Below are 25285 nucleotides of genomic sequence, written 5' to 3'. Positions count from 1 at the left end.
AGTAACCCGCAAGTTCAATAAGCAGCATGCAATGCTTTACAGAGAGCCACAATGGCTCATTGTACAATTCGTACCGTAACAGGGAGGTAGGAGATTTTGTAGGAAAAGTTTTCTCCTGAGCCCGGGAAAGACGCAAAAGTTTGCAGGCATATGAGCAACCTGCCTATTCTCCTTTGAAGTTTATTTATTTACTTTTTGCACAAACTCAGTAGTGCCCCGCACTACCAGTCCCGGGGATATTTCAATTTTGGTTTCTCCCAGGGAGCCATTTCCCTTGCCTAACTGGTCCATCAGTAACTCAAGGGCGGTCTTGGCAATTTCTTCTGCCGGTTGGCGAATACAGGTTATGCCTGGTGGGTACAGGCGAAATACATCGTGATCATCAAAACAGATCATGGCCAGGTCGTCGGGGAGCTTTAAACCCAGGCGGTGAATACTTTCAAGTCCCAGTAAGCCCAGGTAGTTGGTAGCAAAGAACACAGCTTCCAGTTCGGGTGTATTTTTAATATAATCGGTTACCTGTTGAATGCCGAGTTCTTTATCTTCTTCATATTTGATGGACAATACCAGGTTATCAGTAGACAGTCCTTCGCTATGCATGGTATCAAAGTAGGCCTTCAGGCGTTCTTCCATTTGTACCAGGTTCAAATCAACGGTTACAAATCCGATGCGCCGGTAGCCTTTTTCAATAATATGCGCCATTCCCCGTTTCACCCCTTCATAGTTATTTACCAGTACGTGGGGCACGTCAATACCCGGGAAGTAGCTATCCATCAATACCACCGGTTTATTATCGGCGATCAGTTCTTTTATGTCCTGCTCCATACCGGGCGTGGGTGTAATGATATACCCATCAACCTGGCGTTGCGACAACATGCCGATCAGTTCCTTACCCTTTTGAAGTTTATTTTCGGTACTTGTGTATACGATCTTATAGCCAAAGCGGGCTGCTTCTTCCTCAATAATACGCGACAGGGAAGCAAAAAAGTTACCCGAAATGGTTTCAACGATTAATCCTAATATCTGTGATTTACCGGTTCTTAGGCTTACAGCAACCGGGTTGGGATGATAACCTTCCTTTTTAGCAACCTCCATGATCTTACTGGCAAGCGTTTCACTGATCCGCATTTGTTTAGCCTTGCCATTCAGTACAAAAGATACGGTAGAGGGCGAAACACCGGCAATGCGAGCGATATCTTTGAGGGAGACCCGTTTCATATTTGATTATATGTTATATAAAGGAGACTACTAAACTATGAAAATAAAACTTAAGAAAGTGGATTTCCCCTATTTAATAAAAAAACCCCGGTGTAAACACCGGGGTAATTATAGTGAGTTGGAAGTTTAATTATTTAACTTCTACTTCAGCACCAGCTTCTTTCAGCTTAGCTACCAGAGCGTCAGCATCAGCTTTGCTGATACCTTCTTTAACTGGTTTTGGAGCGCCATCAACTAAGTCTTTAGCTTCTTTCAGACCAAGACCAGTTAATTCTTTAACCACTTTAACTACGTTCAGTTTGTTAGCGCCACCGTTTTTCAGGATAACGTCGAAAGCAGTTTTTTCTTCAGCAGCAGCAGCGCCACCACCAGCAGGACCAGTAGCAATAGCTACAGCAGCAGCTGCAGGCTCGATGCCATACTCGTCTTTCAGGATTTTTGCTAACTCGTTAACTTCTTTAACAGTCAGGCTTACTAACTGCTCAGCGAATGCTTTTAAATCTGCCATTGTTGTAAATTTTTCCCGCCTTCATTGCCTGTGCTCCGGCGGATGTTTAAAAAAATTTGTTTCAAATAACCCACAGGCAGGGGTTAATATTTTGAGATTACGATCAGAAATTACTGTGCGCGATCTTCTAAAGCTTTGATCAAACCAGCCAGTTTGTTGCCAGCGTTCAGGCCGCTGATAACATTCTTCGCAGGTGATTGCAACAGACCGATGATTTCCCCGATAAGGTCGTTTTTGCTTTTCAGCGTAGTCAGGGTAGTCAGTTGATTGTCGCCCATGAATACATCGCCATCGATAAAGGCTGCTTTCAACTCGGGTTTTACAGCAACAACTTTACCTTTAGTATTGGCGGCACGGAAGTCGCTGATGATCAGCGCTGGTTCCTTGGGGTTTTCGCTGAACATCAGGGCAGTTACGCCGTTCAGAGATTCGAACAGGCCAGCATACCTTTTTTCGTCCAGGCTTTCCAGCGCTTTGCGAATGAGGGTATTTTTGGCAACTTTCATTTCAACTTTCTTATTGAAACAAGTCCGGCGTAAATTAACTATCTGCTCAACAGTTAATGATTCAGTATTGGTAACATAGAAATTGTTGTATTGAGAAAATTTCTCCTTCAATACTTCAATTACTTCATTTTTTTCCTGTTTTGTCATAACGCTAATATTTTGTTGGTTCAACTCATAATCACTCCAGAGGCGTAATTACTTCGTCGCGTTATTAAAGTTTAGTTCATTAATGATTTTGTGTCAACTGCAATAGCCGGGCTCATAGAGCTGGCCATGAACACGCTTTTCAGGTAAGTGCCTTTTGCAGAAGAAGGTTTTGCCTTGATGATCGCATCGATCAGCTGGTGGCTGTTCTCTGCAATTTTCTCAGGGCTGAAGCTTACACGGCCGATAGAAGCGTGAATGATACCAGCTTTATCAACCTTGAAAGCGATCTTACCACCTTTTACTTCGTTTACAGCTGCAGCTACATCATTGGTAACAGTACCTGTTTTAGGGTTAGGCATCAGGTTACGGGGACCTAAGATCTTACCCAGTTTACCAATTTTAGGCATTACTGTAGGCGTAGCGATGATCACGTCTACGTCAGTCCAGCCACCTTCAATTTTTTGAACAAACTCATCCAGGCCAACAAAATCGGCGCCGGCTGATTTTGCATCAGCTTCTTTATCGGGAGTACATAATACCAGTACTTTTTTTGTTTTACCAGTACCATGAGGCAGGGTAACCGTACCACGAATAGCCTGATCGGCCTTCTTGGGGTCAACACCCAAACGGATGTGCAGGTCTACCGATGCATCAAACTTGGTTGTATTAACAGTTTTCACGATAGAGGAAGCCTCTTTCAGTGAATACACTTTATTTTTATCGACTTTAGCGTCTACCGCTTTTCTTTTTTTAGGAACTCTTGCCATTGTAATTCAGTTTAAAGAATCCCGTCTTACCGGGACCGTGAACAATTAATTTTCCCAGGGAGCTTTACCATCCACGGTAAGACCCATGCTGCGGGCTGTACCAGCCACCATGCGCATAGCACTTTCCAGGGTGAAACAATTCAGGTCAGGCATTTTGTCTTTTGCAATAGCCTCTACCTGGTTCCAGTTCACTTTACCAACCTTATTACGGTTTGGCTCTTTAGAACCGCTTTGCAGTTTAGCAGCTTCCAGCAACTGAACGGCTGCAGGAGGAGTTTTAATTACAAACTCAAACGATTTGTCGGAATAAACGGTGATTAATACGGGAAGTACTTTTCCCATTTTATCCTGCGTGCGAGCGTTGAATTGTTTACAGAATTCCATGATATTGATACCTTTGGAACCCAGTGCAGGACCTACAGGAGGAGCCGGATTTGCCTGGCCGCCTTTTACCTGTAGCTTTACGAAGCCGGTAATTTCTTTTGCCATGTTTACTGATTTATTGGTTCAAACGATGGTTCGCTTTGCCACAAGGCTAGGCTACTTGATCTCCCAAATTCCTCTGATCCCAATTTGATGGGAACTAAAAAGAACTTCTTTTGGGGACGCGAAGGTAAGAATATTTTTGAAAAATGCAATAGTTTTTCAAACCTGAGAATTAAGCACAAATATACGATAGGAGCTGGTTACAGGTTCCTGGTTTCAGGTCCCAGGCTCCAGATTGCAGGTTTCATATTTCAGGTTACAGGTTTCTGGTCCCCCAGGTGCTAAAGTGTGCATGGTAGCATGTTTTTAGTGCTATGCTTTAGTTACTTGTTCATGGGTTATCAGCTCCCATTTGTTGTTTGTCAGTTTGCCGGTTGCCAGTAATCTATATCCAGGCCGGGTTAACCTTCGCAATGCTCAGGTCGAAACTTACCAAATTGAGGTCGCTGCCTCGGAGTAGGGCTTGCGGCTTTGATCATCGCGTAAGGACAGGGCAACAATACGATGGATAAATAGCTGCGCAGCCCTAAGCCCATGAAACATATTCGAATTTAGTAATCTGCGGCCGACAGGCCGAAGTAGGCAACCTGAGGCAGGTTAACACCCTTTAGCCAATAATCGGCAGGTCAGGCCGAATGCAGGTTTCCGAAGATCAAGCCGAATGACCCCGAGCATGAAGACTTTCAACCAGCCCCCCTTTATCATTGGCCCCCCTCCCATTGCCAATTGCCCATTACCCATTGCCAATTGCCCATTACCCATTGCCTATTGCCCATTGCCCATTGCCTATTGCCCAATGCCCTCCGACCTATTGCCTATCCACAGCACCCCTAACTACCTCCTATTGTTAAAAAGACTCATCCTCCTATGCAACTACCATACGAAACCCAACGTTATAGGAACATATACTACCTTTGCACTTGCCTGTTTATAGATCATGAAAGAATGAATGCCGGTTAAACGCTTTATCAAAATTCAAGTAACAATAAAGGATGCAACAACCCGGGGTCAGCAATACCGTAACGACAGCTACCATACGGGTATTTACCGGCCTGTTTTAAAAGCCAACCTGCTTGTACAGCCGGCATCATGTTGCCCTGAAATCCAGTACAGACAAGGGTTTTGAAGTAATGGAGGGTTTGGGCTTAACTTACCCTATTGCATGGCACCGGATCATCAGATACACAACGTAATTACTCGTAAATGATGGCCGGGAATTTGCAAGAACTAGCAAAGAAAACAGCCTGACAGCCCATTGTAATGAGCTGTCACTGTTAGCAAAAAAGGGGGAGTTTTTTATTTTTTGAATTTTTATACGTAGCTTTTGCGATTAATTAGTAATAACGCTTCTTCTTATAGAAATTTACCAACAACAAAAAACACATCAACACTATGGCCAAAGCAAAGAAAAAAGCAGCAAAAAAAGCCGCACCTAAGAAGGCAGCTAAGAAAAAATCACCGGCCAAAAAAGCGGCTAAGAAAGCCGTGAAAAAGGCTGCGAAAAAAGCTGCCAAGAAAGCTGCTAAAAAAGCCGCTCCTAAGAAAGCTGCAAAGAAAGCAGTGAAAAAAGCCGCCAAGAAAGCCGCTCCTAAAAAAGCAGCAAAGAAGGCAGCTAAAAAAGCCGCACCTAAAAAAGCTGCTAAGAAAGCAGCCAAAAAAGTAGCTTCAAAAAAAGTAGCTTCAAAAGCTCCCGTAAAAAAGGCAGCCAAAAAAGCAGCACCTAAGAAGAAAAGAGCTGTATCAAAACCAGTTGCTGAAGCCGTTCAGGATGAGCCTATCATTATGCCTCCTGTAATGGATGAAGATGATGCCGTTGAAGAAACAGAAGTTGATACAGATGTTGATATTGACACTGATGATACTGATGACAACGACGATACCGATGTGGATATTGATATTGATGATGTAGATGTAGATACTGACGAGGATGAAAATGAAGAAACTGAAAACATCGGGGAAACTGTTGAAGAGGACATGGACGATGAAGATGATGAGGATGATGAAGACGAGCAGATGTAAGCCTGTCCGGGAGATTTGCTTCAATCAAATAGATTAACCTTTCCCGATTAGGAAAGGTTTTTTTATGCCCAAACGTTTCCGGGCAACCGCCATTCCCCCTTCGTTTTCGTTGGGGAATCGTCAAAAAAAAACATCTGCCCAAAGGCAGATGTTCTATAGTATTTTTAAGGAGCGAGTGGTCTTAACTTAATTTTTCAACCTGCATGTAGTTCAGCTCTACCGGCGTTGAGCGGCCGAAGATCTTAACTGTAACTTTCAATTTCTTCTTCTCATCATTCACTTCTTCAATGATACCATTGAAGTCATTGAAAGGTCCTTCTATGATCTTGATGGTTTCACCAACAATAAATGGCTCACTCATGCTCACACCACCGGTCTCTGCCATTTCATCCATTTTACCGAGCATTTTATTTACCTCGGCCTTACGCAGGGCAATAGGATTTTCCTTGCCCAGGAAATGGATCACATTGGTAGTATTTTTAATAGCTTCGCGTAAATCGTCAGAAAGTTTATTTTCCAGCACTTCAATCATTACATAGCCTGGGTAATAGTTTCTTTCACGCATTACCTTTTTGCCATTCTGCACCTTATAAACCTTTTCCACAGGCAGAAACACTTGCTTCACTACCTCACCCCACCCACCGCGGGAGATCTCCTTGTCAAGGTATTCTTTCACCTTGCGTTCTTTACCGCTCACCACCCGCAGCACATACCATTTAGTTTCTTGTTGTTGAGTAGCTTGTTCCATTATTAAAATAAAGAATAAATAAAATGAAGGGCCGACTGAGCAACCAGGTCCATAACCCAAACCACGCCGGTGATCAACAACGTAGCTACCAGCACGATAACCGTTGATTGTTGTAATTGTACCCACGTAGGCCAGGTCACCTTTTCAACCAATTCCCGGTATGATTCCCTAAGGTATGTTGATATCTTATTCATGATCAATTAATTAGCAAATTTGAGAATGTGAAATTAGCAAATTACTAATTCGCACATTCTCAATTTAAAGGCACGGGCACTAGGATTCGAACCCAGATCGAAGGTTTTGGAGACCTCTATTCTACCGTTGAACTATGCCCGTAGAAAGCAAAGTACCTGGAACAAAAAAAGCCCAAGTACTTTGCAAATATACTAAACGCTTACGACTCAATTTCCTTTTTCAGGAATGTTGTGAGCGATTATTTCAGGATTTCAGTAACCTGACCAGCGCCTACAGTACGGCCACCTTCGCGGATCGCGAATTTCAGACCTCTTTCCATCGCAATAGGCTGAATCAGTTTTACATGCAGGTTGGTGTTGTCACCAGGCATTACCATCTCAGTACCAGCTGGTAATTCTACTTCACCGGTTACGTCAGTAGTACGGAAGTAGAACTGAGGACGGTATTTGTTAAAGAATGGAGTGTGACGTCCACCTTCTTCTTTGCTCAGTACATACACTTCACCTTTGAATTCAGTGTGAGGAGTGATAGAACCTGGTTTTACAATTACCATACCGCGACGGATATCTTTCTTATCAACACCACGTAACAGCAGACCAGCGTTGTCACCAGCTTCACCTTCATCTAACAGTTTGCGGAACATTTCCACACCTGTTACAGTAGAAACGAGTGGTTTTTCAATCAAACCTACGATCTCAACACCTTCACCTACTTTAATACGACCTCTCTCGATACGGCCGGTAGCAACAGTACCACGACCAGTAATAGAGAATACGTCTTCAACTGACATCAGGAATGGTTGGTCAACTGGACGAGGAGGCAGAGGAATGTAAGAATCTACTGCATCCATCAATTCCATAACACATTTAACCCATTTTTCTTCACCAGCCAGAGCGCCAGTTGCAGAACCTTTGATGATAGGAGTGTTGTCGCCGTCGAAACCGTAGAAGCTTAACAGCTCGCGGATTTCCATTTCAACCAGCTCCAGTAACTCTGGATCATCAACCAGGTCAACTTTATTCATGAATACCACCATTTTAGGAACACCTACCTGACGAGCAAGCAGGATGTGTTCTTTAGTTTGGGGCATAGGACCATCTGTAGCAGCCACAACCAGAATAGCACCATCCATCTGTGCAGCACCAGTGATCATGTTCTTCACATAGTCAGCGTGACCAGGGCAATCCACGTGTGCATAGTGACGATTCGCAGTTTGATATTCCACGTGCGCGGTGTTGATTGTGATACCACGCTCTTTTTCTTCAGGAGCTGCGTCGATTTCGTCATATTTTTTAGCCTGCGCCAGACCTGACTTAGCCAGGATTGTAGTGATGGCGGCAGTTAAAGTGGTTTTACCGTGGTCAATGTGACCGATAGTACCAACGTTAACGTGAGGTTTATCCCTCTTGAAAGTCTCTTTTGACATCGTTATCTGTTTTTAGTTGTGGTGTTTATAATTTATTAAAACGCATCCTTTTTGCTCCTTACAGCGGAAAAGGACTTTATGTAACCAGCACCGGTGAGCCTATGAAGCTTCCGTTGCGTCGCACACTTCTTCTTTGGAACTATACCCAGCTGAACCCTCTTTCCGATGCCTCTCCAGCCAATAACCGGGATAGTGTAAATCAAATCTAATGAGCCGTTAGTGAGAATCGAACTCACGACCTTCCCGACCATGGTCGGGATGCTCTGCCACTGAGCTATTACAACTTCCAGAACTTTTCAAAAATCTAATGAGCCGTTAGTGAGAATCGAACTCACGACCTCTTCCCTACCAAGGAAGTGCTCTACCACTGAGCTACAACGGCTGATAGGTTTATGAGGCATAAAAAACCTAAAACCCAAAGAGCGGAAGACGAGGTTCGAACCCGCGACCTACAGCTTGGAAGGCTGTCGCTCTACCAACTGAGCTACTTCCGCATTTTAATAAGCCAATTAGCTAAAAGCTAATCTGCCATCTGAAAAAGAACTTAACACTAAACAACCCGCCTTTTCCGCCGGTTGGCGAATCGGCGGGCGATGTGGGCAGGAGAGGATTCGAACCTCTGAAGTCGAAAGACAGCGGATTTACAGTCCGCCCCATTTGGCCGCTCTGGAACCTGCCCGAATAAAACCAAATTAAATTGCAACGTGAATTGCTGAGCCACTTGTCGGAATCGAACCAACGACCTACTGATTACAAATCAGTTGCTCTACCAGCTGAGCTAAAGTGGCTTATTATTATATCAAAAAACTTCAATTTTCAACTCAAAACACCCGGCAAATTAATTGAAACTCAACCCAGTGTAGTGCTTCTCTCTCCTCATTTTCGCACCCTCTATTTTTTGAGGGATGGCAAAGGTAGGAGAATTTGTGTAATCGAAAAATTTTGAGGAAGTTTTTTTTTATTTGTTTTCAATGATTTGCAAAATCTTTCAAGGAACACCGTTATACAGACTGCAAATGTGCCGCTTTACAAGGAATTTTCAATGAAAAAGTCGAAACCTTTCTCATAAGGACATAAAAAAACCTCCCGAGGGGAGGTTTTGAGAAGGTGAACTATTGTATTAATTCTGAAATAATAAATTTTGCACTCAGGCAGCTTGTTTTTCCTTTTGTCTCTTCACCTGACTAACCAAAGATTCCAACGCATTGTCAAATGACTCCTCAAATGATTTCGAACTACATTTCACAAAAAACTGATGGCGTGGGACCTGTACTCTTATTTCTGCGATTTTGTCTTTTATTGTATGTACCACATTATCCAACTTCAGGTATACGTCAACCTTGATAATGCGGTCGTGAAAGGTATTAATTTTTTGAAGTTTACGATTAACATATTCGATCAATTTAGCATCAGCAGTAAACCGCACAGACTGAATGTTTACGTTCATAACAATCGCATTTTAACAGTGAAACAATATTTAAACAATAAATAAAAGATCTGATTTGAATTACCACCATTATATGTGTGAGAGTATAGTGTGAGGTGGTTAACATGAAGGATATTATACTACTACATAAGCACCATATTTAATCTTTATGAAGATAATACAACAGGCCTGTATTTCCAAATTAAAAATGCACTGTATTTGTCAAATTATTTGAGCTTTACTACAATAAAATCACTACTCTTCTATTAGCATTTCTTTAGCATAATTCAACAAACAATTAGTGTCATACAGCTATACGATCTTCCTTAGGAAACACCTTGTTTTACGCCTTGGGATGCGCCTTCTTGTAAATGTCCTTTAACTTCTCAATGGTATTGTGAGTATATATCTGAGTAGCAGCTAAACTGGAATGGCCTAATAATTCTTTTACCGCATTCAGGTCTGCGCCATTATTGGTTAAATGGGTGGCAAACGTATGACGCAATACATGCGGGCTCTTTTTATCAATAGTCGTTACTACACTTAAATATTTCTTCACCGCATCGTACACATATTTATCACTCAACTTACGCCCCTTATCATTCACCAGTAAATACACCCGATCGGGTTGTTCCAGCGCACCACCCTTCCCACCAATATAGTCATTGATCTCTTTTATCAATGCCGGATTTACCGGAATGACCCGCTCTTTATTTCCCTTCCCTAATACCTTAATACTATTGCCTGCCGTGTTCACCTGGCTTTCTTTCAGGTTCACCAGCTCTGAGCGCCGCATACCTGTATTATATAGTATGGCCAGTATCAGCCTTTCTGTTTGCCCGCTCCAGGTATCAGGAAACTCAACATGATTAAACAGGGTTTCTGTATCCTTCTGCTCCACATACACCGGCAAACGTTTTGGTATTTTAGGCGAAATTATAGTAGCCATGGGCGATTGCTCCAACCCTCCCGTTCGCAGGTGATATTTAAAAAATGATTTTAACGAAGAGATCTTGCGGTTGATGGTCTTTGCGCTGTTCTTATGCTCCTTAAGCGATGCCAGCCAGCTCCGTACCAGCGCAGGGGCTATTTCCGCCAGTGCCGGCGACTGCATTTCAAACTGTTCGCGTAGATAGGTAAAAAACTGCTGCAGATCCTCCTCGTAAGCAACTATGGTATGGGAGGAATACCTTTTTTCGAACCGTAGATAGTTCAGAAAGTGATTGACTGTTACTTCATTATGTTGGGGAGAAGGCATATTGAACCAAAAGATAGGTATAATATCATATACCACAAACAAGAAAAGCCACTTGTTCAGTGGCTAATCAGATATTTTATAACGAAGAAGTATTATCCTTCGATCTGTCCGCTGGCAATCTTCTGCTTGTACACAGCTTTCAACACCACATTGCGACGTTCTACCGACGGTTTGGTGTAAGATTGACGGCCTCTTAATTGCACCAGGATCTTAGCTTTCTCAAATTTCTTTTTGTACTTTTTGAGGGCTTTGTCGATATTTTCGCAATCTTTTGAATCGATAATCAGCATATTTATATACCTCCTTTAAGGCTTTTTAGGACTGCAAATATAGCTGAAATTTCCAAAACTCACAAAATCCCCCTAAAAATCCGATTTTTGCTTCCATGTTTACAGGAATAATTGAAACTATCGGCCGGGTAGAAGAAATAATTGCTACTGGCACTAATAAAACATTTTGGATCTCTTCGCCCCTTTCCCATGAATTAAAAGTAGATCAAAGCATTTCCCACAACGGCGTTTGCCTCACGGTGGAAGCGTTGCAGGACAGCCGCCACCGGGTAACGGCGATCGCTGAAACGCTTCAAAAAAGCAACCTGGACCACTGGCAAAAAGGCGACCTGGTGAACCTGGAGCGCTGTATGATCATGAATGGCCGGCTCGATGGTCATATTGTTCAGGGACATGTAGACACTACCGCCACCTGTATCCAAAGAAAAGAGCTGAATGGCAGTTGGGAGTTCCGATTCCGCTTCCCCGAACAATTCACTAACCTCGTTATCGAAAAAGGCTCCATCAGCCTCAACGGCATCAGTCTTACCATTTTCAATGTAAGCGCCAATGAGTTTACGGTGGCCATTATACCCTATACTTTCGAACATACGAATATTCAGAATATACAAACAGACACCACGGTGAACCTCGAGTTCGACATGGTTGGAAAGTATGTGAACCGTTTTCTTCAACGCGACTAAATATTAAGTACTTTACCGGTCATATGCCATTTACCAGCTGGATAGATAAATACAAGGCGCTCCGTAAACAGTCCTATTTAAACGCCATAAACAGGTACCGTTTACAATATGCATTTATTGGGGTTGGCAGCCACAGCATCAGCAACCTGTATCCATGCCTCCAAAACCTGCATGTACCGCTGCGGTATATCTACTCCCGCCATGTTGATCATGCTCAAAAGCTGGCCGTGCGTTTTTCCGGCGCTACCGGCACCGATCGCCTGAGCGACATTATGGAGGACCCTGCCATAAAAGGCATATTCATTTGCTCCCACCCTTCACAGCATTTTTGGCTGCTTCAACAGGCGCTGCAAGCTGGAAAACATGTGTTTATTGAAAAACCGGTCTGTTATTCCCTGGCCGAATTACAATCACTGGTACCTCTGCAAAAAGACAATGTATGCGTAGTTGGGTTGCAACGTCGCTCCTCAACCATCACCCGGTTACTAAATAAACACGGGTTATTGAAGGATGCATCCAGTTATACCTACCGGTATTGCACAGGCCCCTACCCCGAAGGCAATGTGCTTATTGAATTATTTATACATCCCATTGATAACCTGGTACAACTATTCGGAGTCGTGCAAAGCCTGCAGGTCCAAAAGAAAACCGGCAATGGCGTAACCTATCAGCTCCTTGTTCAGCATACGAATGGCGTTCAGGGCATGGTGGAACTTAGCACTCAATACAGCTGGAACGACGCCCTCGAAACCATGGAAGTAAATGGCGCCCGGGGCCTGGTTCAAATACAATACCCCAACGGCTTAAGCGTATGGGAAAAACCGATGCGTATCCTGGGCATGCCGGCAGAAAAGATCATGCAACGGCCTACTATTCAAAAGGTATACCTGAACAACCGGGACTTTATACCGGCCGAAGCCAATAACAGCCTGGTAGTACAGGGATTTTATCCCGAAATAAAACACTTCCTTCACCTGGTAGAGAACAATAAAAAAGACGAACGGGGCCAGCTCAGCTCACTGGTGAACACCTATGAATTGCTGGAGCAGCTAAAAAAATGGTGACAATCCCCATACAACACAGTCCGGCTATAAGGCGTTATCAACAATACAATTTTGACACAACAATACACTACTATATTAATAATCCCCTGCTTTAACGAAGCCCTGCGTATAAGTTCGGCAGATTACCTCGACTTCGCCCGGCAGCATCCCGATTATTTATTGGTATTTGTGAATGATGGCAGTACCGACAAAACAGAAGATCTTATAAAAAATATGCTGCAGCATGCCACCAACCTCGACTACCACACCTACCCTACTAATCTGGGAAAGGCCGAAGCAGTCCGAAATGGCATGCAGTATGCCCTGCAAACCTATCAATTCAACTATATAGGTTTTGTTGATGCAGACCTCTCTACTCCATTAACTGAATTTCTTTTCTTACAACAAGCCATTATCAATAATCCGCCCATAAAAATTGCCATGGGCGCCCGGGTGCAAATGCTGGGTAAGGACATAAAAAGAAACCTGTTCCGGCATTGGTTCAGCCGCATCATTGCCACCTTTATTTGCAAGGTATTGAATGAAGCCGTGTACGACACCCAATGTGGCGCTAAATTGTTTACGCAAACTGCCGCCACCGATCTGTTCCGGGATAAATTCTTAAGCAAATGGTTATTCGATGTGGAATTACTGGCCAGACATAAAAAGAAATACGGTGCTGTACAATTTAAGAAATCGGTAGTAGAAATGCCGGTAAGCAGTTGGACGGAAAAAGAAGATTCCAAACTACGCTACCACCAGGTATTCAGGATCCTGTTCGATCTGTACAAAATCAAAAACCACTACTTTTAACTGTCTATGGGAATGCCGCATGTAGCTATAGTACTGTTAAATTATAATGGTAAACACTACCTCGAACAGAACCTGGGTTTTGTTCAGCAATGCAGTTATCCCAACAAAAAGGTATATCTGATCGATAACGGCTCTACCGACGATTCACTGGCTTTTGCCCAGGCTTACCACCCCGATGTTAGGATCATCCGTAACTCAACCAACCTGGGTTATGCAGCCGGTTATAACGCCGGACTGGCACAAATAACAGCCGACTATTTTGTTTTATTGAACACAGATGTGGAAGTGACCCCGCAGTTCCTGGAACCGGTCATTACTCTGATGGAAGGAGATGCTGCTATTGGCATTTGTCAGCCCAGGATCCTTTCCAGCACCAACAGAACACAATTTGAATATGCCGGCGGGGCCGGAGGGTTTATTGATGCATTGGGTATTACTTTTGCCCGTGGGCGGGTATTTGATGTCCAGGAACAAGACAATGGTCAATACGATGATAACACGGCGATCTTCTGGGCAAGCGGCGCCTGCCTCATCATAAAAGCGTCCCTGTTTTCTACTTTGCATGGGTTTTATGGTTATTACTTTATGTATTCCGAAGAAGTAGACCTTTGCTGGCGCGCCCAGGCACTGGGTTTTAAAGTATATGCCTGTCCGAAATCGATCGTGTACCACCGGGAAACCACCAGGCTCACCGATCAGCCTGCCGACAGGTTATATTATATCTTCCGCAATAATTATGTGATGCTGCATCGCAATCTTCCATTGCTTTCAGCCTGTACTATTTTACCAGCACGGTTTGTATTGAATAAAGCAGCCTTCATTCACTTACTGTTTATTGGCCGCTTTGCGCATGCAGGCAGCATTATAAAGGCAACGTTGCATTATTTAAAATGGGCATTGTTCACCAAAAAAGAACGCATTCCTCAAAAAGCCTTGCGCTCCTGTCAGGGCGTTTTTAAAGGTTCGATCGTGTACCAGTACTACCTGTTGAAAAAAAAGAAATTTTCCGATATTGTACCCAACCATTTATAAAGCAGGCCACAAACTATGACCAACCCGCCATCATATACAAAACTCAAATTTTTTGTTGCTACGCTGCTGCTGGTGTTTGTTATCCTGGTTACCCGGCCCTGGGACCTGTACTTCCTCAACGACGATTTTATACATATCCCCTTAAGCACGCAAACCATCTGGGTGCATTTCACCTTCTTCAGGCCCATTGCCAATATGGTAACAGCTGCAGAAGTGTGGCTGTATGGCAATAATCCTTTAGGATTTCATATAACATCCTTAGTGTTACATATAATGGTTACTTTTTCAGTAATGGCGCTCACCCGCGCTTTATTAAAAAAGTATAGTTCGCCCATAAAATATGAGCACGCCCCTTTTTTGATCGGTTGTCTCTTTTTTATTTACCCCTTCCACAGTGAACCCCTGTTATGGGTCATTGGCCGTATTGCCATGATCGCCACACTATTTTATGTCCTGTCACTTATCTTTTTCATCAGAGCAACCGCCTGGTATCATTATGCACTGTCCATAGTATTCTTTATCCCGGCATTGTTTACTTATGAGATCTCCTGGACGCTCCCCCTTTTGATCACCATATTGGCCATCACCGATCGGTACCTGTATAAAAAAAACTGGCGTGCAACCGTTGGATCATTCGCCCCACACTGGATCGTCTTTGGTTTGTTTGTAACCATCCGCTCCCTGTTGCTGAACCAGGTATTCACCCGCTATGAAGTGGAAGGCCGCAGTATGGACATCCTTACATTAGCCGGCAACTATTTCAGGCTTATTGCCCGTACTATAGCCCCGCCAGCACAAAGCACCACACTTTTTATTACCGGCTTTGCGGTATTGGCAGCAGGGTTTACCATCCTGGTTGTTTACTGTATCAAAAAGAAAGCATTCACCACGCTGCCTATACTTCTCACCTGTCTCCTATTGATCACTTATTTACCGGTTATCACCTTCGGCATTGACACCCATGGTACCGAAGGGGAGCGCTATCTGTACCTACCCTCTGTATGCTGGCTGATCCTACTGGTTTTACTGATCTATGCCACCCCGCCCAAATTCAAAACCGGGTTATTGGCATTCCTCTTTATTACAGCTGCCACTACCCTGGCCATTGAAGCCCGCTACTATCAGCACGCCTCCCGGGTTGCCAAAAACATCATCACAACAATAAATCCGCCGTCCCCCATAAAAAATATCATTGCCCTAAACCTGCCCGCCAATTACAAAGGCGCCATGATCTACCGCATGGGCTACCCCGAGGCGGTGCGCTGGATGCGGCCCGAGATTCAATTTCAGGACGCTATTATAGAGCCCGCCGCAAGAACTTTTGATAAGGTTTCCGATACCCTGCGTACGCTGGTCCCCAGCCAATTGCCGGCAACTGGCTTATCATTTCAACAAACCGGCCCCGATAGCCTGCTGATCGACTATAACAATAAAAAGATCCAATATTCTCCTAAAACAGATCTATTGCTTTATTTCCCAACTGGCCAGCCAGGCGTGTTGATATATCCGCATCCGTAAAGGCCAATGAAGACAGGGATACCGGAAAACTATTGTATTTTTGGTCCCGGGCAATTATCGTAAATACCTGAAAACCAGATGTATACCTTTGCAGACTACTATAACCGGGGCATGACTTTTTTGCGGAACCAGGCATTTCCGCATCATAAGCGTTTATCCAATGTCATGATCTATGCTACCGATCTGTGTGACAGTGCCTGTAAACATTGCCTCATCTGGACCAAACGACCGGTCATTTACCTGCCCAAGGAAAAGATCTTTGAGCTCATCACTAACAACAAATGCATTACGGCCAATACAACCGTGGGGCTGGAAGGAGGCGAATTCATGCTGCACCCCCAGGCATTGGAAATACTGGAATGGTTTACTAAACACCATCCCAGGTTCGACCTGTTGAGCAATTGCCTGAAGCCAGCCAAATTGATAGAGGCGGTAAAAAAATTCCCCCCAAAAAGACTATGGATCTCGCTGGATGGCAATAAAGAAAGCTACCTCAATATGCGTGGGAAAGACGGGTACGAGAATGTGTTGCAGGTAATTCATGAACTAAAGGACCATGTACCTATTTCAGTAATGTTCACGCTGTCGCCTTACAACGACTTCGATGATATGAAACATGTGGCCGAAGTATGCAAGCAGAACAATGTCGACATGCGGGTGGGCATCTACAACAACATTGCATTCTTCGACACCATCGATCAGGCGCATACCACCGATATCGGAACAAAAAAAGAGGAGGAAGCACTCACCCTGCAGGCAACCCGGAAATTAAAGGCAATCAGCCCCGCCGCACCTGATAGCTATGAAAAAAAGCTGGAAGACCTGACCACAAAGATCCCTTCGATCATAAAAGAATTTAAGGAGAACTTCGACTTCATGGTGCTGTATAACAACTGGCGGCAACAAAAGACCCAGCTGCGTTGCTTTAGTATATTCGATAGCATTATTGTATTGCCCAATGGCGATGTGCCCATTTGCCAGAACCTTGATCTGAAACTGGGGAACATCCACAACAACTCGCTCGATGAGATCATCAACTCCGCCACAACAGTTGAACAGCAAAAAGAGCACAGCCAAAACTGCAACAAATGCTGGATCAATTATCACCGCAAGTACGATGTGGTGTTGTATAAATCTTTCGAAAACTTCTTTGGCCGACGGGTAACCCAAAAGCTCTTTGGTTATTATCAATGGGACGAAAGCACCAAAACCACCTATAAGGAAATGTTCAAACCATAATAAAGCAAAAAGCCCTCCCGACAGATCGGGAGGGCTTTTTGCTTTATGGACTGCCTGGAGAAATTACCTCATCAGGTACATTTTACCATAGCCATTATTAAAGTACTTATCGGTATTGTCGCCGGAGGCTTTGTATTTATCAAGCGATTTGCCGTTCAGCGACGTGATAACCCGGTACAGGTATACCCCGTTCGCCAGTTTATCGCCATACTGGTCGGTACCATCCCATTTAAATTCGGTGATGTTTCTACCAATATGCAGTGCACCCAGCTCGCTTGTTGTGATCTCCCTTACAATTTTACCCGTTACCGTCAGGATCTGAATACGCAGGTTCTGTGGTATTTCGCTACCGGTCAATGTAAACACGAAAGCGGTAGAGGTACTGAATGGATTGGGGTAGTTCAATAGGTTCGAGATCATTGCTTTGGTAATAACCTTAAAGGCCACGCGATAAGCTACATCACCCGATTTGTTGCCACTGGCATCCTTACCCACCACAATCAGTTCATAATCATCACCCTCAGGGTTTACCTGAGTAGTGAACTGTGGTGTAAATTCAATGGTCGCCGTATTGTCCTCACCACTGCTGGCGGGGATGAACCGCAACGTATCGTTATCAAAATGATAGGTCCGTAAGCTGTTGTTTGACAAATTCCTGATCTGCACCGTACTGATCGTGGTATCCTTCAGCAGCATATACGTGCTCTCATCCTTGATCTTGATCTGAATATGCGGTTTGGCAGAAACGATATCCTTGTTCAGGATATGCACGCCATCGAAGGTAACATCCAGTGTTGGCGGGGCATTGTCTGGCCGAACATAAAAATTCTTGTATACAAAGTTATTAAAGTGGTTGGCCTCAGGCTGGTCATTATCCGGGTTCACATCCACATTCAAGAAGTTTAAGCCAGGGTAATTTTTCGAATCTATGTCAAAATCGATCTTGATCGTATCTCCCACAATGATGGGTTTAAATTTCGATAAAGGAACATTATGATCCACGTTACCCGCATCGGTGATTGTGACCTTCACCTTCATACTATCGAAATCGTTATAACTGATATTCTTGAACCCAATTCCGAAATGCATTTTTTCACCCAGGTTCATCGTGTCTTTTGAAACGATATACAGGTTGGGTGCAATAGCTCCCTCTGGGATCGGATCAAAGAAAACACGCCAGTATTTCAACTGGTAAGGTGTGAGATCAACCGGATCGGTGTTTCTCATTTTAAGAACAATGTATGGATAGAACCGGGTATCAACGGCAGACAGATCATAATTCAGCTCGCTCTTATCCAGTGTTTTTAACACGGTTTCTACGCCATTATTATCAATACCAATAATATCTACAGAAGGATTATCATGCGTGGGGTTTTCCTGTGAAAAGCCATTCCATTCCATCCGCTTCCACGAACGGGCAGGGCCAAATTTCGGTGAACGAATATAACCCAGGGTGTCGGGCGTAACCACATCGGCAGTTATACTAGGCTTGTCAGCAACGCCATTGCTAAACCTGACTATGGGAACAAAGGTTGAACTAGGCCCTTTTTGATAGACCATCACCCATGCCCGCTCTCTGTAGAGAGAATCTATTGTAACAAAACCAGCGCCTAACAAACTATGGTATAAGGATGTATTAGTTCCAAACAAAGTGGTATCAGCCTGCCAGGTAGCGGCAAATGAACCCGGGTTATCGGCGTCAAAACTGCGGATAGCCACATAATTACCGTTTGGAATAATGTTCATAAAATCCATGATCTTCTTACGCTCAGTAGGCGTCATATAAGAAAACTCAAAATTGGCTTCCCGGCCACCCCCACAAACCGAGGTAGCGCTGCCATACAGGTAAAGCGGATTACCATGCGAATCGACATTCATCCAGGGCACCATTGAAACGCTGTCGATTACCGTGAAGGCCAACGAGTGGCCCAAACAGGCACTTTCTACCACCTTAACGTTATTTATATCTACCCTGAAGTCGTCAGCCGATCCACAGTTCTGGCTCCAGCCGAAAATACAGTTGTTAACAAATATCTCATTCAAATTTGTACCAAACTTCCAGGTTTGAGAAGCCGAATCAAGCACCATGCGTTCGGAGGTTGAACCAAAATGCTGATAAAAATGCGACATATTGTATCCGTCGCTACCAGGTTTGTACATGAAAGAACTATGCGACCATTTCAATGGGGTGCCATCTGAAGATATCGGTGCTACGCGCCAATAATATACAGTACTGTCTACATAGCTAAGGTTACTATTAAATTCCATTACCCCGCCAACAGTTGAAGTAGATTGACTCACTTTTAATGGCGAGTTAAAGAAATCGGTGGTATCGATCTCCATCAGGTAATCCTGTTTTGCACTCAGCGGATTAGCTGTGGATGCATATAATTTCTGGTTGGGGTCATGAATGATAGCATAATTGTAAGGATAGGAAGGCCTTGCTTCTTCTTCATAAATAAAGAAGTCTTTGGTGGCCCGGTTGTTGTTTTCAGCTACTTCATTCACTCCATTGTCAGCATCTATGGTAACAATGAGCTTGTTCTGGCCTTTATCGCGGGTAGCAACAATGGGCACATCAAACTCAAGCGAATCCGCGAATCGAATACCCCGTATCTTCTGGCGGTATACCGTACCGGTTACACCGGTGGGGTATTGTTGTTTTATTTCCAGGGTAATTGAATCTGGAACTGCTTTGCCCAGATTCTCCACTTTCACTTTCAGCTTATAAGATTTTTCAGCCAGTGAAATAAATACCGGATTGATCTTTATAAGCGATTCTTCAATTACATAATCTGGTTTTTGCTGCGCATTGATCTTTATAGCCGGGTCGCCATGCAGGGTCATTTGCTCCACATGCATCCGGGAATAAAAATCATAGGAGCCTGTTCCATTGAGCATATTATGGAACGCATCGCTCAGCGTTTGCCCAAGTGATTTATCAAAATCCCCTGCACTGATACTGGCATATAAATAGTTTAAGTACAGGTTCAGGTAATTCACCACGCCATAGTGGGTACTGGCCACAAAAGCGACACACCCACGCTGTTTGGCCAGTGTAAATTTCTCAGACAGGGTTTCATTACTTACGAAACGCTGCGGATAATAGCTGAAAAGGTTACCCGCATAACATCCGTTCACAAAAAACACCGGGTACTTGCCCTGGTTGTTATAATTCTGCGGATTATCGATATTAAACTCAAGCGTGGTAGTGGAAGAGTGACCAAAATAGTTAAGAATACTGATACCCTGTTCAAAAAGGTCCGCTAATCTTCCGGAAGACACCTGCTCTTTGGGATTGGTAGAGGTTTTACAAAAAAGGTTCACATTACCGCCAAACAGGGTGTCGGCGATGATACTTTTGTAAATATCCATGTAATTACACAATACTTGTCCCAGATAGGCATCCGTTGACCCGGTAACATGCACAACATTCTTCATCCATTCACGGCCAGCCACCGTATTGGGTGCATTCTTTTGTACCGCTTCATATTCTTTCAACTTTTGCAGATAGTCCTCCAATTCTTTACCCGTAACTACCGACAACCGCCCTATGGGCGTAGCCGCCACCGGGAAAGTCAGGTCTTCGGCACTTAACAAATTATCAGAACCGGGCCAGCCAAAAGTAGGCACCAGGTTAAGCGCATCATTGAGCGGAAAAGAAGTTGGGTACCGGTCGCCATACTGGTATTCAGGATAAGCAACCGCTTTTCCTATTAATAGGGCATAACTGGGTTTTAATGGCCAAAACTTGCGGGCAAACCTGAGAAAATTGCGTACAGACAAGGGGTGCTTGTTAATTCCAAAAGCAAACTGATCAACCAGGTCGTTGATATCAGCAATCACCACCTTGTAACTACCGCCATCCACAGACTCGCGGTAAGTTTTATAATCTACAACCGGGTTATTGCCATTTGAACCTGTATACAGAAGGGGGTTACTCACAAAAATATAAGTACCCTGATTGGCCGCCTGAAGGTAGTTACGGAAATTGCGGGTCGTGGCACTTGTAACAATATTGATATTATACGCTTCTTCGTTTACCAGCACCAGTTGCCGGTCGGTAGCAGAACCTGGTAAAGCAAACCGTATTGTACCGCCACTTACATCCCCTGTATACCGCTCACCGTTCTTTCTATCATATAAAACCGGCGGTGTGCCACCACTATTAAAATTGGTGATCTGCAAAAAATAACCAGCCGACCGGGCTGGTAATGAAAACTTGAAATTGGCTTGTCCGTCGAAATTGAACATACGCGGGTATGTTAATTCAAAAAAGGAGACCTGCATCCGGTCTGTATTGGCACTGGAGGTATTAAAAAACAGTACAGACGCATTATTGCTGCTGAGTATACTATTATCCACGGGGACGTTGGAAATCAGGTCGTCCAAATAATTCATTATGGTATCTTTCACGGTAACCGTGTTTACCTGTGCCTTTATATTACGGGTATTGAGGGCAGTACCCACAGCGCCAAACTTCAAACTAGACTGGGGCCCTGTAGGGTATAGATACAAATTATTTAATGTACCACCATCCGGGGTTGCAGGATAAATATCACCGCTGGCAAAAACTTCTCCCCTATCGTAACTGGAAGAATAAACCATTGTACCCACCAGTGAGCCCTCCCCCCAATTGGTGAACTGACCCCTGTAATAGGTGCCGGTAGTATACATAAAATAGTCCTCAGCCGGCAATGAATTGCCAGCCACATTATTGTTCACATCGGTATATCTGAAACCACTGCCATTCGAATTCACACTTAAAAAATAAGTGGCGGTATCAGACTGTAAACTGTAATAGGTCGTATGCTGATAGGCAGGGTTCCTGTACATATCCTTATCAGGTTTGCCATCATTTTTCTCACCCCAGAACTCGATATAGCCATTGGAAGGCAATGTTCCGCTTGACACGGAGGGGTAAAAAGGAACTTTCTCCCCGTTTCGCCACAACTCCAGGTTCTGTACCGACGCGCCGCCAATACCAATAGCATCGAGCAGGGATTTGGGAACACGGTATAACCCGTCCTTCGCTATCCGGATTTTGTAATAGGTTTGGGAGTAGTTGATCCATTCATTGTTATACTGCTGGCTTGAAGCAGCAAAACCTGCCACCAACAGTAACAGGGTAAAAATCTTCCTCATAGTTATACAAGTTTCAGATTCCTTTCAATAGGGTCGTTTACTTTTTGGTTCCCTTTTTAACCAGGTCCACTTTTAACGAGAACACATGCGTATATAACGGATTCGATTGATTGGCGAGATTGGTAAAAGCATAATCGATCAGCACATTCGATATTCTGAACCCGGCGCCCACCGCAGGCTGGTAGATCCAAACTTTTTTGGTATCGGTGATATCGTTATCATCCAGGGCCTTTTGAAAGTTGTTGATTCCCCCACGTACAAAGAACACGTTCTTCCAGGAAGCTTCCAGCCCCAGCTTGGGATCAAGGCTCACCACGCTGCTGCTGATCACGGTATTACGGCGGCCATCAAACGTCAGGTCAAAGTTGGCCTCCGCCATCAGGTTCAGGTTCTTGTTCAGCTTGAAGTTATAATTGCCACCCACAATTAATTTGGGTGCGGTTAACTCGGTTGATTTACTTGGGATATCGTTGCCTGTATAATAGAACACCTCCCGCATTTTTTCAGGCAGGCTGTATGACCAGGCATTAAAGGTGGTGGTTACGTCCCGGGCCATGATACCGATCTTCCATTTGGCATTAACGATCTGCACGCCCGCATCAAATCCAAAACCCCAGGCAGAAGCCAGATCGCCCGCTTTGCGGTGAATGATCTTGGCATTTACACCCGCATTGATCTTACTTTTACCAGTTGTCTTTATGGGCTGGGCCAGAGAAAATAGAAAGGCATAATCGGCAGAAGAGAAAGTGGTGATATTACTGAAATTGATTGAGCCATCCGGTTCAACCAGAAAAACGGTATTTGGAATATCATCTACGGCAAATCGTAAGAGTGATAATCCCAGCACCCGTTTATTATCTTTTAACGGTATAGCCAAACTACCGTAGTCATATTTACCAATACCGGCAAAATACTCGGCATGCATTAAATTAAGCTGGGGATTGTCTTTTACATTCACCAACCCGGCAGGGTTCCAGTAACCGGCTGTACCATCACTAACCGAAGCTACCTGTGCACTGGCCATTGCAAGACCGCGGGCGCCTGCCCCAATATTTAAAAATTCGTTAGAATATTTACGAAACTGCGCATAGGAAAACTGCTGTAACAATAAAACAGCAGATAGGGTAACGTAAAAACGGGTCATTTTCATTGATCCAATTTTCGAAATAAGCAACTTGTTGATTATACTATTTCTTTAGGATATTGGCTGCACCCGTTGGCAAAGTGTACTTTGTGTACTTTAATTGTATTGGCAAATAGCCGCTTTTAAACAGGGTCGGGGCCAATATAACCAAACGATTTTACAATTAAAATATTGCATCTTTCAGCCAAAGTTCCGGTAATCCTTACATTTGCATAAATCATTGATTTACTACATAAAATCATGTACTAATTACCGGTAAATTATGTAGGATAGCACAAATGTATAACCTTTGTGCGGCCAATGCAATAACTATTTATTATTCGTTTAATGTCAATATAATATGAACCTGGTAGCAGAACTAAAATGGCGGGGTATGATACAGGATATTATGCCCGGAACTGAAGATCAGTTGAACAAAGAAATGACCACCGGCTATATCGGCTTCGATCCCACGTCGGATAGTCTTCACATTGGAAGCCTTGTACCTATCCTGTTGCTGGTACACATGCAACGGGCGGGTCATAAACCCATTGCCCTGGTGGGTGGTGCTACCGGTATGATCGGCGACCCTTCCGGTAAAAGCGAAGAAAGGAGTTTTTTAAGTGAAGATCAATTACAGAAAAACCTCGACGGCATCAAAAAACAGCTGATGCAGTTCCTTGACTTTGACGCCGCCAAACCTAATGCAGCTGAAATGGCCAACAACTACGACTGGTTCAAGGAAATCTCGTTCATCCAGTTCCTGCGCGATGCAGGTAAACATATCACCGTCAATTACATGATGGCCAAGGATAGTGTAAGAAAACGTATTGAAGGGGAAACCGGTATCAGTTACACCGAATTTGCCTACCAGTTAATGCAGGGCTACGATTTTTACTGGTTGTACCAGCGTAAGAACTGCAAACTGCAAATGGGTGGCAGCGACCAGTGGGGTAATATCACTACCGGTACTGAATTCATTCGCCGTAAAATGGGTGGAGAAGCATTTGCGCTTACCTGTCCTCTGTTAACAAAAGCCGATGGCGGTAAATTCGGCAAAAGCGAAAAAGGCAATGTGTGGTTGTCGGCGGAAAAGACCTCGCCCTACGAGTTTTACCAGTTCTGGCTCAATGCGGCCGATGCAGATGCGGAAAAATGGATAAAAATATTTACGTTCCTCCCTCAGGAAACCATCAACCAGTTAATTGAGGACCACCGTAAAGACGCAGCCGCCCGTTTGTTACAAAAAACACTGGCCAAAGAAGTAACTGTTTTTGTACATGGCGATGCAGGTCTACAGGCAGCGCTGGAGACCACAAAAAAAATCTTTGAACAAAAGGAGGCCCCGGCTGAATCCCTTAGTGTGGAAGACCTGCAAAATCTGGAAGGTGTTCAGCAATTTGGTTATGAATTATCGAAAGTGCAGGCAGGCATTGACGTGGTAACCTTTCTGGCCGAAACAAAGATCTTTCCCAGCAAAGGCGAAGCCCGTAAAATGGTACAGGGCGGTGGCGTTAGCATCAATCGTAAAAAAGTAGAAGATGAAAAGTTAACGGTAACCCCCGATATTTTGCTCCATGGCCAATATATGCTGGTGAATAAAGGAAAGAAACATGTTTTCCTTGTAAAAGTGAGTTAACCGAATTATACAATAAATGAATTAGGAAGTAAGAAGTACGAGATGCTCGTTTTTCT

21 protein-coding genes and 5 tRNA genes are annotated in these 25285 nt (G+C 44.0%); 8 read left to right on the top strand and 18 right to left on the bottom strand.

Going from position 1 to position 25285, the window contains the following annotated elements; translation table 11 throughout:
* Positions 1–180 precede the first annotated feature (180 nt).
* The 5 genes from J7I42_RS23720 to rplK form a co-directional block, all read right to left on the bottom strand.
* Entirely contained in the window at positions 181–1218 is a 1038-nt protein-coding gene (locus J7I42_RS23720) for a LacI family DNA-binding transcriptional regulator (RefSeq protein ID WP_209141365.1), read from the bottom strand.
* A gap of 130 nt (positions 1219–1348) precedes the next feature.
* Positions 1349–1726: a 50S ribosomal protein L7/L12 gene (gene rplL / locus J7I42_RS23715; protein WP_209141364.1), complete on the bottom strand. Its 378-nt coding sequence runs from the start codon at positions 1724–1726 to the stop codon at positions 1349–1351.
* 110 nt (positions 1727–1836) lie between these two features.
* Positions 1837–2379 (bottom strand): 50S ribosomal protein L10, encoded by a 543-nt coding sequence (gene rplJ / locus J7I42_RS23710; RefSeq protein WP_209141363.1) that lies wholly within the window; start codon positions 2377–2379, stop codon positions 1837–1839.
* Positions 2380–2450: 71 nt separating this feature from the next.
* A complete protein-coding gene (gene rplA / locus J7I42_RS23705) occupies positions 2451–3146 on the bottom strand; it encodes a 50S ribosomal protein L1 (RefSeq protein ID WP_209141362.1) in 696 nt (231 codons plus the stop codon).
* Positions 3147–3191: 45 nt separating this feature from the next.
* Entirely contained in the window at positions 3192–3635 is a 444-nt protein-coding gene (rplK, locus tag J7I42_RS23700) for a 50S ribosomal protein L11 (protein ID WP_014221090.1), read from the bottom strand.
* A gap of 1389 nt (positions 3636–5024) precedes the next feature.
* Here rplK and J7I42_RS23695 point away from each other — a divergent pair.
* Positions 5025–5651: a hypothetical protein gene (locus tag J7I42_RS23695; RefSeq protein WP_209141361.1), complete on the top strand. Its 627-nt coding sequence runs from the start codon at positions 5025–5027 to the stop codon at positions 5649–5651.
* A 181-nt stretch (positions 5652–5832) separates the two neighbouring features.
* On the opposite strand, the gene nusG is transcribed toward J7I42_RS23695, so the two are convergent.
* The 11 genes from nusG to rpsU all read right to left on the bottom strand — a co-directional run bounded on the left by nusG (position 5833) and on the right by rpsU (position 10994).
* Complete coding sequence (gene nusG / locus J7I42_RS23690; RefSeq protein ID WP_081150214.1) at positions 5833–6399, bottom strand: transcription termination/antitermination protein NusG; 567 nt, start codon at positions 6397–6399, stop codon at positions 5833–5835.
* Between the two features lie 2 nt (positions 6400–6401).
* A complete protein-coding gene (secE, locus tag J7I42_RS23685; RefSeq protein ID WP_209141360.1) occupies positions 6402–6593 on the bottom strand; it encodes a preprotein translocase subunit SecE in 192 nt (63 codons plus the stop codon).
* A 71-nt stretch (positions 6594–6664) separates the two neighbouring features.
* Positions 6665–6735, bottom strand: a tRNA-Trp gene (locus J7I42_RS23680).
* Positions 6736–6832: 97 nt separating this feature from the next.
* Positions 6833–8020: an elongation factor Tu gene (gene tuf / locus J7I42_RS23675; protein WP_209141359.1), complete on the bottom strand. Its 1188-nt coding sequence runs from the start codon at positions 8018–8020 to the stop codon at positions 6833–6835.
* A gap of 310 nt (positions 8021–8330) precedes the next feature.
* Positions 8331–8402: transfer RNA gene (locus J7I42_RS23670), tRNA-Thr, on the bottom strand.
* A gap of 39 nt (positions 8403–8441) precedes the next feature.
* Positions 8442–8514: transfer RNA gene (locus J7I42_RS23665), tRNA-Gly, on the bottom strand.
* 102 nt (positions 8515–8616) lie between these two features.
* Positions 8617–8699, bottom strand: a tRNA-Tyr gene (locus tag J7I42_RS23660).
* A 36-nt stretch (positions 8700–8735) separates the two neighbouring features.
* Positions 8736–8808, bottom strand: a tRNA-Thr gene (locus J7I42_RS23655).
* 359 nt (positions 8809–9167) lie between these two features.
* Complete coding sequence (locus tag J7I42_RS23650) at positions 9168–9467, bottom strand: HPF/RaiA family ribosome-associated protein (protein WP_209141358.1); 300 nt, start codon at positions 9465–9467, stop codon at positions 9168–9170.
* A gap of 322 nt (positions 9468–9789) precedes the next feature.
* Entirely contained in the window at positions 9790–10704 is a 915-nt protein-coding gene (locus J7I42_RS23645; protein ID WP_209141357.1) for a tyrosine-type recombinase/integrase, read from the bottom strand.
* A 92-nt stretch (positions 10705–10796) separates the two neighbouring features.
* Positions 10797–10994, bottom strand: a complete 198-nt coding sequence (gene rpsU / locus J7I42_RS23640) for a 30S ribosomal protein S21 (protein ID WP_209141356.1) — start codon at positions 10992–10994, stop codon at positions 10797–10799.
* 95 nt (positions 10995–11089) lie between these two features.
* On the opposite strand from rpsU, the gene J7I42_RS23635 reads away from it, so the two are divergent.
* From J7I42_RS23635 to J7I42_RS23610, 6 genes are all read left to right on the top strand, one after another.
* Positions 11090–11677, top strand: a complete 588-nt coding sequence (locus J7I42_RS23635) for a riboflavin synthase (RefSeq protein ID WP_209141355.1) — start codon at positions 11090–11092, stop codon at positions 11675–11677.
* A gap of 23 nt (positions 11678–11700) precedes the next feature.
* On the top strand, positions 11701–12741 hold the full coding sequence (locus J7I42_RS23630) for a Gfo/Idh/MocA family protein (RefSeq protein ID WP_209141354.1): 1041 nt from the start codon (positions 11701–11703) through the stop codon (positions 12739–12741).
* Positions 12742–12792: 51 nt separating this feature from the next.
* On the top strand, positions 12793–13533 hold the full coding sequence (locus tag J7I42_RS23625; protein WP_209141353.1) for a glycosyltransferase: 741 nt from the start codon (positions 12793–12795) through the stop codon (positions 13531–13533).
* Positions 13534–13545: 12 nt separating this feature from the next.
* Positions 13546–14565, top strand: a complete 1020-nt coding sequence (locus J7I42_RS23620; RefSeq protein WP_209141352.1) for a glycosyltransferase family 2 protein — start codon at positions 13546–13548, stop codon at positions 14563–14565.
* Positions 14566–14580: 15 nt separating this feature from the next.
* On the top strand, positions 14581–16083 hold the full coding sequence (locus J7I42_RS23615; RefSeq protein ID WP_209141351.1) for a glucosyltransferase domain-containing protein: 1503 nt from the start codon (positions 14581–14583) through the stop codon (positions 16081–16083).
* Between the two features lie 78 nt (positions 16084–16161).
* Positions 16162–17322 (top strand): radical SAM protein, encoded by a 1161-nt coding sequence (locus tag J7I42_RS23610; protein ID WP_209141350.1) that lies wholly within the window; start codon positions 16162–16164, stop codon positions 17320–17322.
* A 63-nt stretch (positions 17323–17385) separates the two neighbouring features.
* Here the strand turns inward: J7I42_RS23610 and porU2 are convergent, their stop codons facing one another.
* Both porU2 and J7I42_RS23600 read right to left on the bottom strand, forming a co-directional pair.
* Positions 17386–22467, bottom strand: coding sequence for a putative type IX secretion system sortase PorU2 (porU2, locus tag J7I42_RS23605; RefSeq protein ID WP_209141349.1), 5082 nt, complete (start codon positions 22465–22467; stop codon positions 17386–17388).
* A 37-nt stretch (positions 22468–22504) separates the two neighbouring features.
* The gene (locus J7I42_RS23600) at positions 22505–23617 is read right to left on the bottom strand and encodes a putative type IX sorting system protein PorV2 (protein WP_209141348.1); all 1113 of its coding nucleotides are present in this window, start codon (positions 23615–23617) and stop codon (positions 22505–22507) included.
* Between the two features lie 334 nt (positions 23618–23951).
* Here J7I42_RS23600 and tyrS point away from each other — a divergent pair, with 334 nt between their 5' ends.
* Positions 23952–25229 carry a tyrosine--tRNA ligase gene (tyrS, locus tag J7I42_RS23595; protein ID WP_209141347.1) on the top strand — a complete coding sequence of 426 codons (1278 nt, stop codon included), beginning with the start codon at positions 23952–23954 and terminating at the stop codon, positions 25227–25229.
* Positions 25230–25285 lie beyond the last annotated feature (56 nt).

This window comes from Niastella soli, assembly GCF_017742245.1.
GTDB classification, from domain to species: domain Bacteria; phylum Bacteroidota; class Bacteroidia; order Chitinophagales; family Chitinophagaceae; genus Niastella; species Niastella soli.
Note: the sequence above shows the minus strand (reverse complement) of the source record. Positions and strands in the feature narration are given on the sequence as shown.

Bases quoted from the DNA above. Each gene is read 5' to 3' on its own strand.
- J7I42_RS23720 (WP_209141365.1), bottom strand. From the start codon at position 1,218: ATGAAACGGGTCTCCCTCAAAGATATCGCTCGCATTGCCGGTGTTTCG.
- rplL (WP_209141364.1), bottom strand. From the start codon at position 1,726: ATGGCAGATTTAAAAGCATTCGCTGAGCAGTTAGTAAGCCTGACTGTT.
- rplJ (WP_209141363.1), bottom strand. From the start codon at position 2,379: ATGACAAAACAGGAAAAAAATGAAGTAATTGAAGTATTGAAGGAGAAA.
- rplA (WP_209141362.1), bottom strand. From the start codon at position 3,146: ATGGCAAGAGTTCCTAAAAAAAGAAAAGCGGTAGACGCTAAAGTCGAT.
- rplK (WP_014221090.1), bottom strand. From the start codon at position 3,635: ATGGCAAAAGAAATTACCGGCTTCGTAAAGCTACAGGTAAAAGGCGGC.
- J7I42_RS23695 (WP_209141361.1), top strand. From the start codon at position 5,025: ATGGCCAAAGCAAAGAAAAAAGCAGCAAAAAAAGCCGCACCTAAGAAG.
- nusG (WP_081150214.1), bottom strand. From the start codon at position 6,399: ATGGAACAAGCTACTCAACAACAAGAAACTAAATGGTATGTGCTGCGG.
- secE (WP_209141360.1), bottom strand. From the start codon at position 6,593: ATGAATAAGATATCAACATACCTTAGGGAATCATACCGGGAATTGGTT.
- tuf (WP_209141359.1), bottom strand. From the start codon at position 8,020: ATGTCAAAAGAGACTTTCAAGAGGGATAAACCTCACGTTAACGTTGGT.
- J7I42_RS23650 (WP_209141358.1), bottom strand. From the start codon at position 9,467: ATGAACGTAAACATTCAGTCTGTGCGGTTTACTGCTGATGCTAAATTG.
- J7I42_RS23645 (WP_209141357.1), bottom strand. From the start codon at position 10,704: ATGCCTTCTCCCCAACATAATGAAGTAACAGTCAATCACTTTCTGAAC.
- rpsU (WP_209141356.1), bottom strand. From the start codon at position 10,994: ATGCTGATTATCGATTCAAAAGATTGCGAAAATATCGACAAAGCCCTC.
- J7I42_RS23635 (WP_209141355.1), top strand. From the start codon at position 11,090: ATGTTTACAGGAATAATTGAAACTATCGGCCGGGTAGAAGAAATAATT.
- J7I42_RS23630 (WP_209141354.1), top strand. From the start codon at position 11,701: ATGCCATTTACCAGCTGGATAGATAAATACAAGGCGCTCCGTAAACAG.
- J7I42_RS23620 (WP_209141352.1), top strand. From the start codon at position 13,546: ATGCCGCATGTAGCTATAGTACTGTTAAATTATAATGGTAAACACTAC.
- J7I42_RS23615 (WP_209141351.1), top strand. From the start codon at position 14,581: ATGACCAACCCGCCATCATATACAAAACTCAAATTTTTTGTTGCTACG.
- J7I42_RS23610 (WP_209141350.1), top strand. From the start codon at position 16,162: ATGTATACCTTTGCAGACTACTATAACCGGGGCATGACTTTTTTGCGG.
- porU2 (WP_209141349.1), bottom strand. From the start codon at position 22,467: ATGAGGAAGATTTTTACCCTGTTACTGTTGGTGGCAGGTTTTGCTGCT.
- J7I42_RS23600 (WP_209141348.1), bottom strand. From the start codon at position 23,617: ATGAAAATGACCCGTTTTTACGTTACCCTATCTGCTGTTTTATTGTTA.
- tyrS (WP_209141347.1), top strand. From the start codon at position 23,952: ATGAACCTGGTAGCAGAACTAAAATGGCGGGGTATGATACAGGATATT.